Origin of the sequence: Melittangium boletus DSM 14713 (genome assembly GCF_002305855.1) — a bacterium.
Taxonomy (GTDB): Bacteria; Myxococcota; Myxococcia; order Myxococcales; family Myxococcaceae; genus Cystobacter; species Cystobacter boletus.
Window position 1 is genome coordinate 4,775,443 of record NZ_CP022163.1, and the last position, 15,838, is coordinate 4,791,280.

General features: G+C 68.4%; 14 protein-coding genes. 7 read left to right on the plus strand and 7 right to left on the minus strand.

Annotated elements, in window-relative coordinates; genetic code table 11:
• Position 1 precedes the first annotated feature (1 nt).
• Both MEBOL_RS20270 and MEBOL_RS20275 read right to left on the minus strand, forming a co-directional pair.
• Positions 2 to 739 carry an endonuclease/exonuclease/phosphatase family protein gene (locus MEBOL_RS20270; protein WP_095978983.1) on the minus strand — a complete coding sequence of 246 codons (738 nt, stop codon included), beginning with the start codon at positions 737 to 739 and terminating at the stop codon, positions 2 to 4.
• A 50-nt stretch (positions 740 to 789) separates the two neighbouring features.
• Complete coding sequence (locus MEBOL_RS20275; protein WP_095978984.1) at positions 790 to 1,836, minus strand: glycoside hydrolase family 43 protein; 1,047 nt, start codon at positions 1,834 to 1,836, stop codon at positions 790 to 792.
• A gap of 252 nt (positions 1,837 to 2,088) precedes the next feature.
• On the opposite strand from MEBOL_RS20275, the gene MEBOL_RS20280 reads away from it, so the two are divergent.
• The 3 genes from MEBOL_RS20280 (at position 2,089) to MEBOL_RS20290 (ending at position 4,896) form a co-directional block, all read left to right on the plus strand.
• A complete protein-coding gene (locus MEBOL_RS20280; protein ID WP_157775285.1) occupies positions 2,089 to 2,541 on the plus strand; it encodes a GNAT family N-acetyltransferase in 453 nt (150 codons plus the stop codon).
• 98 nt (positions 2,542 to 2,639) lie between these two features.
• Positions 2,640 to 4,100, plus strand: coding sequence for an IS66 family transposase (gene tnpC, locus MEBOL_RS20285; protein ID WP_095977180.1), 1,461 nt, complete (start codon positions 2,640 to 2,642; stop codon positions 4,098 to 4,100).
• Positions 4,101 to 4,569: 469 nt separating this feature from the next.
• A complete protein-coding gene (locus tag MEBOL_RS20290; protein WP_483869361.1) occupies positions 4,570 to 4,896 on the plus strand; it encodes a hypothetical protein in 327 nt (108 codons plus the stop codon).
• A gap of 256 nt (positions 4,897 to 5,152) precedes the next feature.
• Here the strand turns inward: MEBOL_RS20290 and MEBOL_RS20295 are convergent, their stop codons facing one another.
• From MEBOL_RS20295 to MEBOL_RS20310, 4 genes are read right to left on the minus strand one after another with little or no spacing between them, the layout of a single operon-like run.
• Positions 5,153 to 6,871 (minus strand): B12-binding domain-containing radical SAM protein, encoded by a 1,719-nt coding sequence (locus tag MEBOL_RS20295; RefSeq protein WP_095978987.1) that lies wholly within the window; start codon positions 6,869 to 6,871, stop codon positions 5,153 to 5,155.
• 34 nt (positions 6,872 to 6,905) lie between these two features.
• Positions 6,906 to 7,520, minus strand: coding sequence for a LysE family translocator (locus MEBOL_RS20300; RefSeq protein ID WP_095978988.1), 615 nt, complete (start codon positions 7,518 to 7,520; stop codon positions 6,906 to 6,908).
• Positions 7,521 to 7,539: 19 nt separating this feature from the next.
• Positions 7,540 to 9,081, minus strand: a complete 1,542-nt coding sequence (locus MEBOL_RS20305) for a sensor histidine kinase (RefSeq protein ID WP_095978989.1) — start codon at positions 9,079 to 9,081, stop codon at positions 7,540 to 7,542.
• On the minus strand, positions 9,078 to 9,755 hold the full coding sequence (locus MEBOL_RS20310; RefSeq protein ID WP_095978990.1) for a response regulator transcription factor: 678 nt from the start codon (positions 9,753 to 9,755) through the stop codon (positions 9,078 to 9,080). The genes MEBOL_RS20305 and MEBOL_RS20310 overlap by 4 nt, the downstream gene beginning before the upstream one ends.
• Positions 9,756 to 10,095: 340 nt before the next feature.
• Here MEBOL_RS20310 and MEBOL_RS20315 point away from each other — a divergent pair, with 340 nt between their 5' ends.
• From MEBOL_RS20315 to MEBOL_RS20325, 3 genes are read left to right on the plus strand one after another with little or no spacing between them, the layout of a single operon-like run.
• Positions 10,096 to 11,265 carry an oxygenase MpaB family protein gene (locus MEBOL_RS20315; RefSeq protein WP_157775288.1) on the plus strand — a complete coding sequence of 390 codons (1,170 nt, stop codon included), beginning with the start codon at positions 10,096 to 10,098 and terminating at the stop codon, positions 11,263 to 11,265.
• A 17-nt stretch (positions 11,266 to 11,282) separates the two neighbouring features.
• Positions 11,283 to 11,612: a DMT family transporter gene (locus MEBOL_RS20320; RefSeq protein WP_095978992.1), complete on the plus strand. Its 330-nt coding sequence runs from the start codon at positions 11,283 to 11,285 to the stop codon at positions 11,610 to 11,612.
• A 28-nt stretch (positions 11,613 to 11,640) separates the two neighbouring features.
• Positions 11,641 to 13,608 (plus strand): 4-alpha-glucanotransferase, encoded by a 1,968-nt coding sequence (locus MEBOL_RS20325; protein ID WP_095978993.1) that lies wholly within the window; start codon positions 11,641 to 11,643, stop codon positions 13,606 to 13,608.
• A 10-nt stretch (positions 13,609 to 13,618) separates the two neighbouring features.
• Here the strand turns inward: MEBOL_RS20325 and MEBOL_RS41925 are convergent, their stop codons facing one another.
• Positions 13,619 to 14,293, minus strand: a complete 675-nt coding sequence (locus MEBOL_RS41925) for an AMIN-like domain-containing (lipo)protein (RefSeq protein ID WP_095978994.1) — start codon at positions 14,291 to 14,293, stop codon at positions 13,619 to 13,621.
• A gap of 167 nt (positions 14,294 to 14,460) precedes the next feature.
• Here MEBOL_RS41925 and MEBOL_RS20335 point away from each other — a divergent pair, with 167 nt between their 5' ends.
• A complete protein-coding gene (locus tag MEBOL_RS20335; protein WP_095978995.1) occupies positions 14,461 to 15,750 on the plus strand; it encodes a pyridoxal phosphate-dependent aminotransferase in 1,290 nt (429 codons plus the stop codon).
• The last annotated feature ends 88 nt before the right edge of the window (positions 15,751 to 15,838 follow it).

Here is a 15,838-nt window from a genome sequence, read left to right on the forward strand (position 1 = left end):
GTCAGTACTGGACGGTCGTGGTGTAGGCGAAGTGGTCGGAGCCGTACTTCTCCAGGCGTTCGGCGGGACCGGTGCCGATGCCACGGCTGACGTAGATCTGGTCGATGGGCACGCCGTCGACACCCGCCGTCCGCAGGTGGTTCATCCCCGGGATGTCCTGCGAGAGCGGACGGTTGAAGTCGCCCACCAGGACGACGGGCAGCCCCCGCGAGAGCAGCTCCGCGACGACCTCGTGCACCACGGTGTTGTGCGTCCGCCAGCGCTCCTGGCGCTCGGGGTGCTCACCGTTCCAGGCGCCGGAGATGTAATGGGTGTTGATGAACGCCAGCTTCGCGCCGGTGTCCTTGTTCTTGAGCACCACCCAGTTCACGAAGCGCGAGGGCGTCACCCCGGCCTCACCTCCATGCGTGAGCCGGGAGCCGTCTCCCGTCTTCTCGTACTTGTTCTTGCGCCACGAGATGGCGATGGAGTTGCGGGCGTCGAGCCGGCCCGCGCCAGGACGGAAGTGGTCGTAGTACTCGAGCGCGCCGAGCTTGGAGTGGCCCTCGTCGGTGTCCACCTCCTGCCAGCCGATGACGTCCGCGAGTGGCTTGAGGTTCGCGCTTCCGTGAAGGGTGTTGTGGGTGGCGACGGTGGTCGTCGTGACCGCGAGCGCCGCCGTCCGCTCCAGGCTGGCGGAGGGCATGAAGCCCAGGGAGAGGAGCAGGCTGAGGACGGCCGAGGACAAGAGTTCGAGCATGATGTCTCAGGGGTGGGCGCCGGGCTGCATCACCCGGCGCGTTGGGGAGGTCATTCCGGGCTGAGGAACTTGTTGACGACCGGGTTGTCATGGGAGTCCCAGCCCAGCACGCCCAGGTACATGCCCCGGCGGCCCCCGTCGTCGGTCTGCGCGTCGAAGTTGATCGGGCAGGGACCGCCGCCGCACAGCCAGCCGTGGAAGAAGATCCGCTGCCCGCCGTCGATCGCCTCGGCGATGTCCGCGCCGCCGGGGCCGCACACGCCACCGGTGTTCCCATCCGTGAGCAGGGTGTGCTGGGTGACGGCGTTGAAGGCGTTGGTGCCCACGCCATTGGCCCGCATCCAGATGGTCTCGTAGGTGCACTTGTTGTACGGCCCTCGCGAGGCGAACAGGATGTAGTCCCCGGCGCGCTTCACCAGGACCGGGTTCTCCACGATGCGGTCCGAGCGCAGCAGCTGACGGCTGGTGGCGCCACCGGCCACGTGGGTGCCGGCGGCGTTGAGCCGGACGATGCGCAGCGACGAGGGCAGTTGCTGCGTCTTGTAGAGCAGGAAGCGCGTCCCGTCGCTGTCCTTGAACCCGGACGGGTCGATGACGCCAGCGTTCGTGAGGGGGCGGCCCGGGACGGTGTCATCCGCGGTGGGGACGTCCGCCAGCCCCGGGCAGACCAACGGTCCGCCCGCGACCGGGGTGAACGGCCCGAGCGGCGAGCTGGCGGTGGCCGCCCCGATACAGCGCTGGTTGGCGTCCAGCCCATTCACGGGGGCGGCGAAGTAGAGCACCCACGCGTTCGCGCTGATCCGCTCCAGGTCCGGGGCCCACATGCCGCCGCCCGTGGCCCACGAGGGCTTCGAGGTGAGGGCCGGACCCTCGGCCATCCAGGGACCGGAGGCGATGTTCCCCTGCGCCGACGGGACGAGGCTTCCCGTCGACATGCCGTAGAACTGGTTGTTGTGGTTGACCACGGACGGGTCGGCGAACCCACCACCGCTCGGTGCGTACACGGGCCGGGGAGCCGCGTCCGCGTGGAGGGGGACGTTGAGGCAGGCGACGAACGCGACGGATGCGCCAAGGGCGTGACGGCGAAGTGGCCTCATGGGGGAATCCTCCTGCGTATCTTCTATTGGTTTTTCAGGTTAAAATCAATAAACACGTTTTCCGCTTTGTATGTGCGGGACGTGATGGACCCGACGGACGCGCGAGTCTCGCGGTCCTTTTGTCTCGTGCGCGCTTCCCCGCGCGGGGGACGTGTTGGTCTTGGGGAACGTGTCCTCTACCTCTCCGGTGCACTCGCGGTTCTACGAGGACTTCTTCCCACTCCTCCGGCAGCACCTCCCGCTGTGGAGCGGGTGCCAATCTACCAGTTGTCATCGGAGGACCCCATCTGGGGCAGCCTGCGGCTGGACTACCCGGGATTCGATGATTGGCTCCAGAAGAGCAAGCGAGAACACCGTATGGCATGGGTGGTCTGGGGACCAGACCGGGAAGCGGTAGCTGGTCTCTGCTTGATGAAGCCCGAAACTGGCCCCGAGTTCGGTATGGAAGGCAAACTGTTGAAGCTCTCCTCCTTCAAGGTTTCGGAACGGCATCGGGGCTTTCGGTATGGAGAGTTGTTGATGAAGGCCGCTTTCAACAGCGGGTACGACGAGGGATTCGACTGGATTTACGTTACCGCGTTCCCCAAACAGGCGGAACTCATCAGCATGTTCGAGAACTTCGGATTCGATGAGTGGCCTGAACGCAAGACAAACGGCGAGCTTGTTCTACGCAAACCCTTGAAGGCGAGCAAGGAAGACTGGTAACCGTTCACCGCCCCGGCTCGGTTGAGGAGGAGGCAGGAAGGAGGTAACGGGAGAAGTAGTGCTGGACGAGGGGACGGGAGACGTGGTGTAGCAGAGACATGGCGGAAGTGGATTCCCGAGCCGCGCGGATTGCGGAACTGGAAGCGATGGTGGCCGCGCGAGACGCGCGGATAGCGGAGTTGATGGCGAAGGTGGAAGCACTCACTGCGCGTGTGGCGGAGTTGGAGGCGCGCCTGAGCCAGAACTCGAGTAACTCCTCCAAGCCGCCTTCCTCGGACGGCCCTGGAGCCCGGCGCCAGCCGAAGAAGCCAACGGGCCGAAGTCCTGGGGGCCAGCCCGGACACAAGAAGCATGAGCGCGAGCTGCTGCCGCCCGAAGAGGTGCGGCACGTCGTCGAGTTGGTGCCCAAGGAGTGCAAGGACTGTGGGCGTCGGCTGGAGGGAAGAGACGTGGAGCCGCGCCGCCATCAGGTGGTGGAGGTGCCGCCGCTGTCGGCCGTTGTCACGGAGTATCGCAGCCATGCGCTGGAATGCGGCGCGTGCGGCACGGTGACACGAGAGGAAGTGCCCGGGTACGCCAGCAGTGCCTTCGGAGATAGGTTGGGCGCGCTCGCCAGTCTGCTGGTGGGCAAGTACCGGCTGTCCAAACGACTGGTGAAGGACGCGCTGTCGGACATGGTGGGGGTGCGGCTGTCAGTGGGCAGTGTGGTGAATCTGGAAGGGCAAATGGCCGAGGCGCTCGCCCCGGCGGTGCGCGAGGCTGGCGAGTACGTGAAGGCCGCCGACAGGGTGCACGCGGACGAGACGGGGTGGGTGGAGGGGCGGCGGGAAGGCCGAGGCCAACGTGCCTGGCTGTGGCTGGTGGCCACGGCGTTGGTGGCTGTCTTTCACATCGCTCGGAGTCGCGGGGCCAAGGTAGCGCGTGCGCTGCTGGGAGAAGACTTCGCGGGCATCCTGGGCAGTGACAGGTGGAGCGCGTACGCATGGTATGACCCGGGCCTGAGGCAGTTGTGCTGGGCCCACCTGCTGCGCGACTTCCAGGGCTTCATCGAGCGGGGCGGCGAGGGAGGGCCGCTTGGCGAGGCGTTGATGCGGCAAGTCGAGCGCTTCTTCACCTGGTACCACTGGGTGCGCGATGGCACGCTGGCACGGGAGGACTTCGAGAAGAGGATGCCCGAGGTGGAGCGCGAAGTGGGCCGACTGCTGCGCCGGGCCGCGGTGTGCGCGCAGAAGAAAACAGCCGGCATGGCACGGGAAATCCTCCGGTGGGAGAAGTGCCTGTGGACATTTGTCGACATACCGGAGGTGGAGCCGACAAACAACTTCGCCGAGAGGTGCCTGCGTCACGCGGTCATGTACAGGAAGACATCCTTTGGCACGCAAGGCCCCGAAGGCAGCCTCTTCGTGGAACGAATCCTCACGACCGTTACCACCCTCAAGTTGCAACGGCGAGGCGTGCTGGACTTCCTGACGGACACCCTCCACGCACATCGACGGGGCCTTTCGACTCCCTCGTTGTTGCCCCTTCATGCCTCGGTCCAACTCTCGGCCTCAGCCTGAGTCGGTGAACGGTTACGAAGACTGTTTCCCGAGGCGGAGGAGCAGCTCACGCTGACCATAGGGCAACACCCCTTCGGGAACTCCATCCGCAAGGCGTACCTGTGCTACGCGCAGACACGTCAGATACAACCCGGGGATATGCTGTTGTTCTACCGCTCCCAACAAGGACAGTGCGTCAAGGTCGTGGGAGTTGCCGAGGAGACCTTGGTGTTTTGTTCCGCCAAGCGAGGATTCTGGCTCCGCCACTCCCGCTGCCAGAAGAGGCCCGTCCCTTCATCACCCAGGTATTGGGCTGAACCAAAAAACTGGCGTCAGACTCGAATCGTAGGATGGTGGGGAAGGATCAAACCGAGTGAGACGCTTTTTCCTACTCTCCATCAAGCCTCAGTACTCCGAACTCATTCTCTCTGGAGAGAAGAAGTTCGAGCTCCGAAAGCGGAAGCTAGGGGCCAATCCGGGAGATGTGGTGGTGATCTACACGTCATCGCCCACCCAGGCGCTCACGGGCGCGTTCCTCGTCCAGGAGGAACTTGAGATGCCGGTGGCCACGCTCTGGAAACGGCACCGATCCGTCCTCGGCATCCAGGAAGAGGACTACGCCGAATATTTTCGCAACACGGACAGTGCGGTGGCGATTGCCATCGGACGGACGGTGATTCTTCCGCCCATTCCCCTCGACGAACCGCGGCGGGTCCGGCCCGGATTCACGCCCCCACAGAGTTACATGTACTGCCCGGAGCCGCTCACGGCGCTCGTTCCCTCCGGGGCCTTGCGCAAACTCCTCCGCGTGGCCTGACAGTTCCTGGGCGCTCCTCGGCTAGCCTCGCCGTTCATGCACGCCAAGGCCGCTCGACGTGTCAGTCCCGGCTTCGTACTCCGTTGGCACCAGAGCACCCCATACGCCCAGCGTAGACGTCCGCGATGAGCTGTTCGCCCGCGATGACGGAATGGGGTGGATGCTGATCGCCGCTGGTGTTCTCCGCGCCGGGCTGCCTCACTCCGGCACGCTTTGAATCGACGCACGCCGCCCCGGCGCTACGACACCTCGCGCCTCACGCGGGCTGCAGGAATCGTCCGTCAACGAGATGATCAATGACCTCGCGCGCTGATTGCGGGTCGAGCTTCACCTTCGCTCCCAACTGCGCCACCGCGCTGGCGACCGTCGTCGGGCGCTCGAAGGCGGCCAGGGTGGTCAGGAGAATCTGCCCGTCTTCGCCCTGATCCAGCGTCGGGTCGGTGAACCTTCGCGGGCTGACCGAGGGGGCACAGACCAGGCCCGTTCCGTCCACCGACCGGACGACGGTCACCTGCTCCTGTGCCACCTTCGCGGGGACCCGGTGATGTCCCAACCAATCACCGAGCTTGAACCGGAGCGTCGAGGGGGCGGTGTTCCGCAGGCGCGTGCGTCCGTTGATCGTGACCCGTCGCTTCGCTTCGCTGTGCTTCCACTCGAGGGCCTCCACGTGCTCCGACGTGCGCTGCACCGCCGCCTCGAGCGCCTTGTCGCGGAAGCGCAGCATCGGCACCGTCACCTCGCCGGGCTCGCGCCGCTCGAAGTAATCGAGGAACTCCGTGAACGTTCGCGCTTCGGTCACCATGTCGAACCGCGCGGGGTGCTCGGTGACGAGCGCCCCGGGCTGCGCTTCGAGCCGCTGGTAGCCCACCCCACAGTCGAGGCTCATCACACGCTCCACCAGGCGAACTTCCTCCTTGAGCGTGGCGGCGCTGGCGAAGGGCAGGCCCGCGATTCCGGAGACCTCGATGTCCAGGTTCTTGTGGCGGCGGCAGTTGTCGATGATCTCGAGGAGCTGCTGGTCCGATGCACACGGCTTGAGCAGGCCGCGGCGCATCTGCTCGTGCCGCTGCTGTTCCGAGAAGCAGCCGATGTCGAGCACCATGTGGACGTGCTCGAAGGTCTGGGCCAGGGCGTCGATGAGCTCCATCCGGGCCACTCCCCACAGGAAATACATACAGGAGTGGCGTGAGAGATCGACCCCCGCCCAGGTGCCTTGCAGGAACTCCGCCGAGCTTCCCGAGAAGTCGTAGCGGAACTGCCACGCCCGGTGGGCGATCTCCTGGTGGTCGCGGCGCACACTCTCCTCGGAGCGCAGAAACGGCTTCGCGCGTCCGAAGGCCGCCTTCTGGTTGCCGCGGGCTCCACCGCAATAGAGGCAGTTCTCGCCGCACCCCTTGCCGGGCGCGACCCACCCCGAGAAGGCGTGGCGATCCTGATGGCTCAGGAAGATGTCGTCGAAGTGCGAGTAGTAGATGTCTTCGCTGTTCGTGGCGCCTTGCACGTATTCCAGCGGCAACCGCCGCGGGGTGCCGTCCGGAGCCCGGGTGACGCAGTTGGGCGGGGAGGGATCGCCCTGGCAGAGCGCCAGCAGTGGCCGCTCGCCGTCGCCCAGGACGATGTGATCGAAGCAGTCAAACGCGTGCAGCTCCCGCCACCAGTACGACGCCGTGTTGCCGCCCACGACGATTCGGATGTGGGGGTCGATCTCGCGCAGCGTCCGAGCCAGGAGCAGCGCGCGGTGGATGTGGTGGAACCATTTGAGGCTGATCCCGACGAGCCGGGGGCGCACGCGGGCCACCAGGGCCTCGAGCGAGCGTGCCACCTCGTCCTCGGTCTGGTCCCCGTCGTAGAGCCGGACGAAGGCCTCGATCCCGCTGCGTCGCAGATAGCCCGCGAGATAGAGGATTCCGCAGGTGGCCTCGCCGGTTCCGGCGCCGAGAAGGAGGACTGGAGAGAGGACGCGACGGCCATGCATGAGACGACACTATAGTCGGTCCCGCGCCGAGGCGTCAGCGTACGAGCTGGCGCACGCCCAGCGCCACGATCAGCCCGCCGCACAGGCGATCGACGATCGCCTTCTTCCGCCGGTACACCATCGCCATGCCTTCGTGCGACAGCACCAGGGCCACGAACCCATACCAGGTGCTCGCCACCACGGCCACGCCCAGCACCATCGCCACGAGCGTCGGCGGGGTCACCTGAGCGGGGCGCGCGGACGCGAAGATCGTCGCGAAGAACGCGATGGCCTTCGGGTTCGCGATGTTCGTCAGCACGCCGCGCGCGAATGCCCGCGGCACGCTCATGCCGATCGCCGTCCCGGCCACGGGAAGTTCCCGCCGCGCGCGCATGATCAGCCGGACGCCGTACCATACGAGGTAGCACGCGCCGGCCACGCGCATGCCGAGCGCCAGCCAGGGAAACGTCTCGAAGACGATGTGCACCCCCAGCATCGCCGCCGACGCCCAGAACATGCTCACCGTCACGATGCCCGCCATGGTGGCGAGCGCATTGACTCGCGACGACGACACGGCCGCGTGCGCCACGGCGACGAAGTTGGGGCCAGGGCTGATGACACCGACGACGTAGATGGAGAGCACGGTGGCGAGGGCGGCGGTGTCGATCATGGGCGCGAAGGTAGCAGTCCTACCCGGTTTCTGGCGCCGCCTGCCCGGGCGCGGGAGGCAACTCCTCGCCGAGGAAGTCCACCTGGAGTCCTCCATATTCGGAGCGGCCCAGTTGGAGCTTCCAGCCGTGGAGCGCCGTCACGCGCGAGGCGATGTTGAGGCCCAGGCCGTGTCCTCCCGGCCCGCGGGTGCGCGCCGCGTCGCCGCGCACATGCCGCTCCATGATGTGGGGCAGCTCGTGTTCGGGAATGCCGGGCCCGTCGTCCAACACGCGCAGGCGGAAGGTGGCGCCCGCCTCGCGCTCGAGCACCACCGCCACATGGCCTCCTCGCGCGTTGTAGCGCACGGCGTTGTAGATGACGTTGCTCACCGCCTGCTCGATCAGCGTGTCATCCCCGAGCACGTGCACGGGCGGCTCGGGCACGGCGTGCTCCAACTGCACGCCCTGCTGGCGCGCGATGGGGCGATGGCGGCCCAGGCACCGCGCCACCAGGGCGTTCAGGTCCACGGACACGCGTTGCATTCCGGGCTCGCCGGCCTCCAGCCGGGCCGCGGCCCCCAGGTTGTGGATGAGCGCCGCCATGTAGTGGGCCTCCTGGCTCGCCGCCGCCACCACCGAGGCCTCCATCGGCTCGCCCCGCGCCGTCTTCCCCTGGATTTCCGCCAGGTGGCCCTGGAGCACCGTCAGGGGGATCATCACGTCGTGCGTGGTATTCTCCAGGAAGGAGCGCAGCGTCTGCTCGCGCTTCTCCTTGAGGTCCATCTGCGCGTTGACCTCGCGGCCGGCCTCGTCGAAGGCGCGCGCCAGCTCGGTGATTTCATCGTCGCCGCGCACGGTGATGCGGCCCTGGTAGGTGCTGCGCACGAAGATCTTCACCTCGTCCGTGAGCTGGCGCAGGCGGCGCACCACCGGCCCGAGCGCGAGCAGCACGCCGACGAGCGCGAGCAGCGTGGGCAGCAGCCAGAACTCGAGCGGAATGGGGGAGAAGCCCTCGTCCCTGGGTCCGGGCCGTCCCTGCCACTGCACGAGCACGAAGGCGCAGGGCCCGCTCCAGGGCATGCGCACGAGCGCTTCCCGGGGGCCGCCGGGTCCGAATCCCGGGGCGTGGCTGGCCACGTCCTCGCCCTGGCGCATGGCGTTCGCGAGCGAGGGCTCCAGGGTGGGTGCCTGGGGGTTGCGAGACACCAGATTCGAGTCGTACGCGTACAGCCGCGTGCCGCTCCGGGGTTTCCTCCGGCGGGGAGGGCCGTCCTCGCGGCGCTCCGGGGGAGGACCCCACCCGCGTCCTTCTCCGGGGGGTGGACCGCTGGGAGGGCCACCCAGGGGATTGTCGCGCGAGGGCGGCCAGAAGGGGCGGGGTGGAGGCGGCTCCTGACTCCACGTCTCCGGCGAGGCCTCGCAGCGCTCGTGGCCCTCGGAGGTCATGTGGGCCAGCGCGTAGTCGGACAGGGCCGTCTCCACCGCTTGAATCTGGAGGACGAGGTGGACCCATCCCATGCAGAGCGCGACGGGGATGGCCACCGCCACCGTGGTGAGGGCCAGCCGCATCCGCAGCTTCAAGGTTCTTCTCCCTCGCCCAGCCGGTAGCCGATGCCCCACACCGTTTCGATGTGCTTGCCGGGGCCGAGCTTGCGGCGCAGCCGGGACACGTGCACGTCCAGGGTGCGCTCGGTGCCCTCGCGCTCCGGATCCAACACGTTCTCCGCGAGCCACTGGCGGGTCACCGCCGCGCCGGGCCGGCGGGCGAGCGCCACCAGCAGATCGAACTCCACGCGGGTGAGTTCCACGGGCCGGCCGGCCACTTGGACCTCGCGCGACTCGAGATCCACGCGCAGGGTGCCCAGCTCCACGAGTCCCTGGCGCTGGAGCACGGGCCGGCGCAGGCGCGCGCGCACCCGTTCCACGAGCTCCTCGGGCCAGAAGGGCTTGGTCATGTAGTCGTCGGCGCCCAACTTGAGTGCCCGCACCTTGTCGGCGGTGTCGTTGCGCGCGCTGAGGATGAGGACGGGGATGTCGGAGCCCGAGCCCTCGCGCAGCTCCCGGAGGATGTCCAGGCCGTAGGTGCCTGGCAGCATCAGGTCCAGGATGATGAGCCGGTAGGTGGCGGCCTCGTTCGCGGGCAAGGCCCGGCCGACCGTCCACCAGGTGGGCTCGAACCCCGCCCGGCCCAGGAAGTCGGCGATCTGCGCGCCCAGTTGTGGATCGTCCTCGATGAGGAGGATGCGTTCTCCCATGAGCCTTGCTCCTATCCGCCGCGCCGTAAGAGAATCTTAAGACCGGCTTTCCGGCCCAGAATTTCCTCGCGAAGGCCAGGGCTTCACTGGCGGTTGGTCCGCAAGTGCGCTGTGCGCATGAGGTGGTGGGCCACGGGAACGATGTATTTGTCGTATTCTGGACCCACCCTGGGAGGGGTTGCGCTCGATGGGATGCCGCTCGGGCGGGGGTGGTGTGATGCACAGGGGGCGCTCGCCAGCGCGCTGGGAAGCTCTGTCCGTGCCACCGGCTTCTACTGAGAGCCATCGGCGGTGTGCCAGACTGGCATGCCGTCCGAGCGTGGTGGCGGAGGACGGGGCCATGTCGAGGGACTTCCTGATGTTGGATGGACACGAGACAAGCAGGCTGTTGGACTCGATGCGCGCGCGGTGCGATCCCCTGGCGGACGCGGTGATCCAGGAGCTCTTCGCGCATGGGCAGGTGGGCTCGGCCAACGCCTTGATGAAGCACCTGGTGGCGCACGAGACGGTGGCATTGGAGCAGATGCCCGAGCCGCTGCGGAGCTACTTCGCGCACAGCGGCCGGATGCCCGAGTGGGTGGACCCCGAGCTGCTGCACGAGGGTCAGGCGATGTTCAACCGGTGTGGCCCGTTGGCGGTGGTGGCGCTCGTGTGCGCGGCGCTGCCCACCTGCTACGCGGGCGCACAAGGTGTGCAGGTCCTGCACCTGACGGCGCGCATGGAGAAGGACATCCTGCGGCGCGTGGTGGAGACGGCGCAGCTGGTGGTGGACGTCATGGGTCCGGGCGGTTTGTCGCCCGGAGGGTGGGGCATCCGGGACGCCCAGAAGGTGCGGCTGATGCACGCCGCGGTGCGCTACCTGGTGCACCGCAGTGGCCGGTGGAATCCGGAGTGGGGCCAGCCCGTCAACCAGGAGGACATGGCGGGCACGTTGCTCACCTTCTCGGTGGTGACGTTGAGGGCGCTGGTGAAGCTCGGCTACACGCCCACGCGGCGCGAGGCCCAGGCCTACTACCACGCATGGCGGTTGGTGGGCTTCCTCATGGGGGTGGACGAGCGGCTGCTGCCCGAGCGCGTGGAGGAGGGCAACGCGCTGGCGGACATCATCTTCTCGCGGGTGTTCGCTCCCAGCGAGGAGGGGAGGGCGATGACGAGCGTGCTCATCGAGCGCCTGGATCATCTGCTGCCGGGTCATATCTTCGAGGGGGTGAGCGCCTCGCTCATCCGCTACCTGGTGGGGGATTCGACGGCGGATCTGCTCGCGGTGCCACCCTCGGACGGCGCGCTCTCCCTGCTGGAGCCCCTGCGGGCGCTGGGACGGCTGATGGAGGAGGGGAGTGATGGAGGTGGGATGATGGCCCGGGTGTGCGAGCGATTCGGCCGCCGGCTCCTCAAGAGCATCGTCTGGGTGGGCCGTGGGGGTGAGCGCCCGCCCTTCCGCATACCGGACGTGCTGAGAGAATCCTGGCGGGTGGAGGAGCGGGAAGGGTATCCAGCGGGCGCGGCCTGACCGCGCGGGAGCCCGTCATGAAGCCCTATCTGCTGCTTGGTATCTCCATCGCCCTGGAAATCATGGCCACCAGCGCACTGCGTGCGAGCGAGGGGTTCAGCCGGCTCGTGCCGAGCGTGGTGGTGCTGGTGGGCTACTGCTCGGCCTTCTACCTGATGAGCCAGGTGTTGAAGGCGCTGCCCCTGGGCTTCACGTACGCGGTGTGGAGCGGCGTGGGCACGGCGTGTACGGCGATGATTGGCTGGTGGTTCTTCCGGGATGCGTTTCACTGGGGGGCGGTGGCGGGCATCGCCCTCATCATCGCGGGAGTGGTGGTGCTCAACCTGAGCGGTGCGGTACGGCACTGAGCGCGCTAGTCTGCCGCGCCGAGTGCCCATGTCCCGAACGACCCTGTCCGAAGACTTCCGGCGACACGTGACGGCGGCCCTGGCCGCGCTCGGTGTGCGCAATCTGGTGTTGAGCCTGCAGGATCCCAGCTTCCCCTCGGCTCCGGGAGAGGACGGAGGACGGGGTTCGCCCTACGCCGAGGGGGGCCTGCGCTTCCTCGAGTTCGCGCGGGAGCTGGGCTTCAACGGCATCCAGCTGGGCCCCCAGGGGCAGACGTCCGAGGACAACGCCTCGCCGTATGACGGCACGCTCTTCTCGCGCAACGTGCTCAACGTGGCGCTCGGCCCGCTGACCCGGGAGGAGCCCTGGGGCGCGTTGTTGAGCCCCGAGCGCGTGCGGGCGCTCTGGGCGGAGCACTCCGGCACGGGGGCCCGGGTGCGGCACCGCGCGTTCTTCCGGGCCCAGGAGCAGGCGTTGGAGGAGGCCTGGGCCACCTTCCAGTTCAAGCGGGCCCAGGCCGTGCCAGGTAGCGCCATCTCCCGGCTGGCGGAGCGCTTCGACGCCTTCCGGCACGAGCATCAGGCCTGGCTGGAGCGGGACGCGCTCTATGACGTGCTGTGCGCGGAGCATGGGCGGGGCTGGTGGCGGCAATGGTCGAGCGAGTGGGATCGGCGGCTGTGGAACCCGCGTCCGGGCGAGGCGGAGGCGTTCGCCCATCGCCGGCGCGTGCTCCAGGCGAAGTACGCCGGGCAGCTGGAAGCGTATGCCTTCCGGCAGTTCCTCGTGCACGCGCAGCACGCGGAGCTGCGTGAGCACACAGCGGCGTGGGGCCTGAAGCTGTACGGGGATTTGCAGATTGGTTATTCGCCGCGCGATGCGTGGGCGTGGCAGGGGTTGTTCCTGGGCTCGTACCTGATGGGGGCGCCACCCAGCCGCACCAATCCCGAGGGCCAGCCCTGGAACTACCCGGTGTTGGATCCCGCGCTCTACCACGCGCCGCCGGATCCAGCGGATGCCTACGCGCCGGTGCCGCGGCCCGGTCCGGTGCTCTGGTTCATGGCCGCGCGGGTGGACAAGATGCTGGCCGAGTACGACGGACTGCGCATCGATCATCCTCACGGGCTCGTGTGTCCCTGGGTCTACCGCGCGGACGAGCCGGAGCCCTTGCGCGCGGTGCAGGGCGGGGCGCGGCTCTTCTCCTCGCCGGATCTGCCGGACCACCCGGAACTCGCGCACTGGGCGATCGTTCCGCCGGAGGGGGTGGACCGCTCGGTGCCGCGCTACGCGGACGGGTGGGTGCGCGAGCTGAGCGCGGCCCAGGTGTCCCGGTACAGCACCTTGTTCGACGCCATCGTCGCGGCGGCGCACGCGCGGGGGCGGGACGTGTCGGATCTGCTGTGCGAGGTGCTCAGCACCATGCCCCATCCGCTCCAGCGGGTGACGGCTCGGTACGGGCTGGGACGCTTCCGGGTGACGCAGAAGGCGGACCTGACGAATCCCCGGGATGTGTACCGGTCGGAGAACGCGGAGCCCGCGGATTGGATCATGCTGGGCAATCACGACACGAAGTCCATCTGGGCGCTGGCCGAGCGGTGGCATGCCGCGGGCGAGGCGCGGGCGCAGGCGGACTACCTGGCGTGGCGGCTCCATCCGGAGGAGGCGGGGCGGGCGGACTTCGCGCGGAGCCTGCTGGAGGAGCCGGGGCTGCTCGTGCAGGCGAAGTTCGCGGACCTGTTCGTGAGCCGGGCGCGCAACGTGATGGTGTTCTTCGCGGACCTGCTGGGGATGACGGAGACGTACAACGCGCCCGGCACGGTGAACGAGGAGAACTGGAGCCTGCGCGTGCCCCGGGACTACCGGGGCGAGTACGCGCGCAAGCTCGGGAAGAACGCGGCGTTGAACCTGCCGCTCGCCCTGGCGATGGCCCTGCGCGCGGGCGGCGAGGCGGCGCGCGCCCAGCACGGGCCGCTCATCGAGGCCCTGGAGCGGCTGGCCAGGGAGTCGCGCTCCCTCTGAGCCCAGGTGCTCAGTGGCGCACGTCCACCACGAGCCGGGTGGGCTCCTTGAGCTCCAGCACCCGGTAGGCGTGGGGCTCCTTCACCCCGAGCACCCAGGTGACCTCGGCCTCGAAGTCACACGTCAGCTTCATCTCCTCGAGCAAGGGGAGGGCGGGCTTGCGCGCGCGCTCGGCGAGCGTGCTCTGGCCATTCTCGTGCGCCTGGGCGGGCTGGAGGCTCACCTGCAAGCGGCCCTGGCCGGCGAGGGGGATGGGATCTCCCGAGCCGCAGTTGATGGCGGGGGTATCGAGGTACTCGATCCGGTAGCCCGGCACCTGGTCCGAGTCGAACTGGAACACCACGCGGTCGAAGCCGTCGTTGCGGGCGGCGCGCACCTCGCGCAGCGTCACCGGTTTCAGCTCGGGGCGTGAGAGCTCCAGCTTGCGCTCCATCCACTCGCCGACCTTGGCCGGAGCCGGAGCGGCGGGGGCAGGGGCGGGGGCGGGCTCGGCGGGAGTGGGCTGGGCGGTGGCGGGCGGAGGCGTGACGGGGGCGGGGGTGTCCTTGTTGGCCGGAGCCGGAGCCGGGGCGGTGGGCGGCTCCGCGGCGCGGGCGGGCGGGGGCGCGCTGTCCTTGCTGCAACCCACCCCCGCGAGGCAGACCATGAGTCCCAGCGTCGGTACCGCGAGTCCTCTGCGCTTCATGCACGTTCTCCTGGCGGCCCCCCGAGGGCCGGATGAAGGCCCCGTGTGTCACGGGTGGCCTCGGAGTGCCAGTGGGATTGCCGCCCGTGAAAGTGGGGGGCGGCCCCACGGTCCACTTGGGCGCGGTCTCCGCGCCGCGTATACCGTCCCTGAAGGAGGGTATCGCCATGGCTCTTGAACTCAGTTCCCTGTTTGGTCCCCGGCGGGACGACACCGTTGGCACCATGGCCCGGGGTCTCCAGGGCAGTGAAATCCTGCGCATCGCGGCGGAAATCCGCGAGCTGGTGGCCCAGGGACGGCAGGTGTGCAACCTCACCGTGGGGGATTTCGATCCGAGCCAGTTCCCCATTCCCTCCGCCCTGGGCGAGGGCATCGCCGCGGGGCTGACGGCGGGCGAGACGAACTATCCGCCCTCGGACGGCGTGCTGCCCCTGCGCCAGGCGGTGCTGCGCTTCTACGAGCGGGCCCTGGGCCTGAGGTATCCCCTCGAGAGCGTGCTCATCACCGCGGGCGCGCGGCCCATCATCTATGGCCTGTTCCGCACGGTGTTGGACGCGGGTGACACGGTCGTCTACCCGGTGCCGTCGTGGAACAACAACCACTACGCGCACATGATGGGCGTGCGCAAGGTGGAGGTGAGGACGGACGCCGAGCACGGTTTCATGCCCACCGTGGAGCAACTGGCGCCGCACCTGTCCGAGGCCCGCCTGTTGTGCCTGTGCAGTCCGCTCAACCCCACCGGGACGATGATCTCCCCCGAGGCCCTGCGCGACATCGGCCAGCGCGTGGTGGAGGAGAACCGCCGGCGCGAGGCGCTGGGCACCAAGCCCCTGCTGCTCCTGTTCGATCAGATCTACTGGACGCTCACGTTCGGGCAGGCCCGGCACGTGACGCCGTTGGAGCTGGTCCCGGAGCTGGCGCCCTACACGGTGTTCGTGGACGGCATCTCCAAGGCGTTCGCGGCCACGGGAGTCCGGGTGGGCTGGGCGCTGGGGCCTCCCTCCATCATCTCGAGGATGAAGGACGTGCTGGGCCATGTGGGCGCATGGGCCCCCAAGGCCGAGCAGGGCGCGGTGGCGCGCTTCCTGGAGGACGTGCCGGCCATGTCGGGCTTCCTGGAGTCCATGCGGAAGCGGCTGGACGAGCGGCTGGTGGCGCTCCACCAGGGCTTCACGGCGATGCGGGAGGCCGGTCTGCCCGTGCGCTCCATCGCGCCGCAGGGCGCCATCTACCTGTCGGTCCAGTTCGAGCTGGTGGGCCGCGCGGGGCTGCGCACCAACAACGACATCCGCAAGCTGCTGCTGGACAAGGCGGGCTTCGCGCTGGTGCCCTTCCAGGCCTTTGGCCTGATGGAGGACACGGGGTGGTTCCGCTTGTCGGTGGGGGCCGTGTCGCTGGAGGACATCCGCGCGGCGCTGCCCCGGGTGGAGTCCGTGCTGCGCGCGGTGGGCCCGTAGGCCGAAAAAGAATGGGGGATGCCTCGTTGAGCGCGAGGCACCCCCCACGACTGCGACCCCGACGTCACTGTCCCCCTTGGAGAAGGAC

What these genes read in the sequence shown, in the direction of transcription:
- MEBOL_RS41925 (WP_095978994.1), bottom strand. Translation starts at nt 14,293, where the DNA reads ATGAAGCGCAGAGGACTCGCGGTACCGACGCTGGGACTCATGGTCTGC.
- MEBOL_RS20320 (WP_095978992.1), top strand. Translation starts at nt 11,283, where the DNA reads ATGAAGCCCTATCTGCTGCTTGGTATCTCCATCGCCCTGGAAATCATG.
- MEBOL_RS20315 (WP_157775288.1), top strand. Translation starts at nt 10,096, where the DNA reads ATGTCGAGGGACTTCCTGATGTTGGATGGACACGAGACAAGCAGGCTG.
- MEBOL_RS20300 (WP_095978988.1), bottom strand. Translation starts at nt 7,520, where the DNA reads ATGATCGACACCGCCGCCCTCGCCACCGTGCTCTCCATCTACGTCGTC.
- tnpC (WP_095977180.1), top strand. Translation starts at nt 2,640, where the DNA reads ATGGCGGAAGTGGATTCCCGAGCCGCGCGGATTGCGGAACTGGAAGCG.
- MEBOL_RS20310 (WP_095978990.1), bottom strand. Translation starts at nt 9,755, where the DNA reads ATGGGAGAACGCATCCTCCTCATCGAGGACGATCCACAACTGGGCGCG.
- MEBOL_RS20295 (WP_095978987.1), bottom strand. Translation starts at nt 6,871, where the DNA reads ATGCATGGCCGTCGCGTCCTCTCTCCAGTCCTCCTTCTCGGCGCCGGA.
- MEBOL_RS20325 (WP_095978993.1), top strand. Translation starts at nt 11,641, where the DNA reads ATGTCCCGAACGACCCTGTCCGAAGACTTCCGGCGACACGTGACGGCG.
- MEBOL_RS20275 (WP_095978984.1), bottom strand. Translation starts at nt 1,836, where the DNA reads ATGAGGCCACTTCGCCGTCACGCCCTTGGCGCATCCGTCGCGTTCGTC.
- MEBOL_RS20335 (WP_095978995.1), top strand. Translation starts at nt 14,461, where the DNA reads ATGGCTCTTGAACTCAGTTCCCTGTTTGGTCCCCGGCGGGACGACACC.
- MEBOL_RS20270 (WP_095978983.1), bottom strand. Translation starts at nt 739, where the DNA reads ATGCTCGAACTCTTGTCCTCGGCCGTCCTCAGCCTGCTCCTCTCCCTG.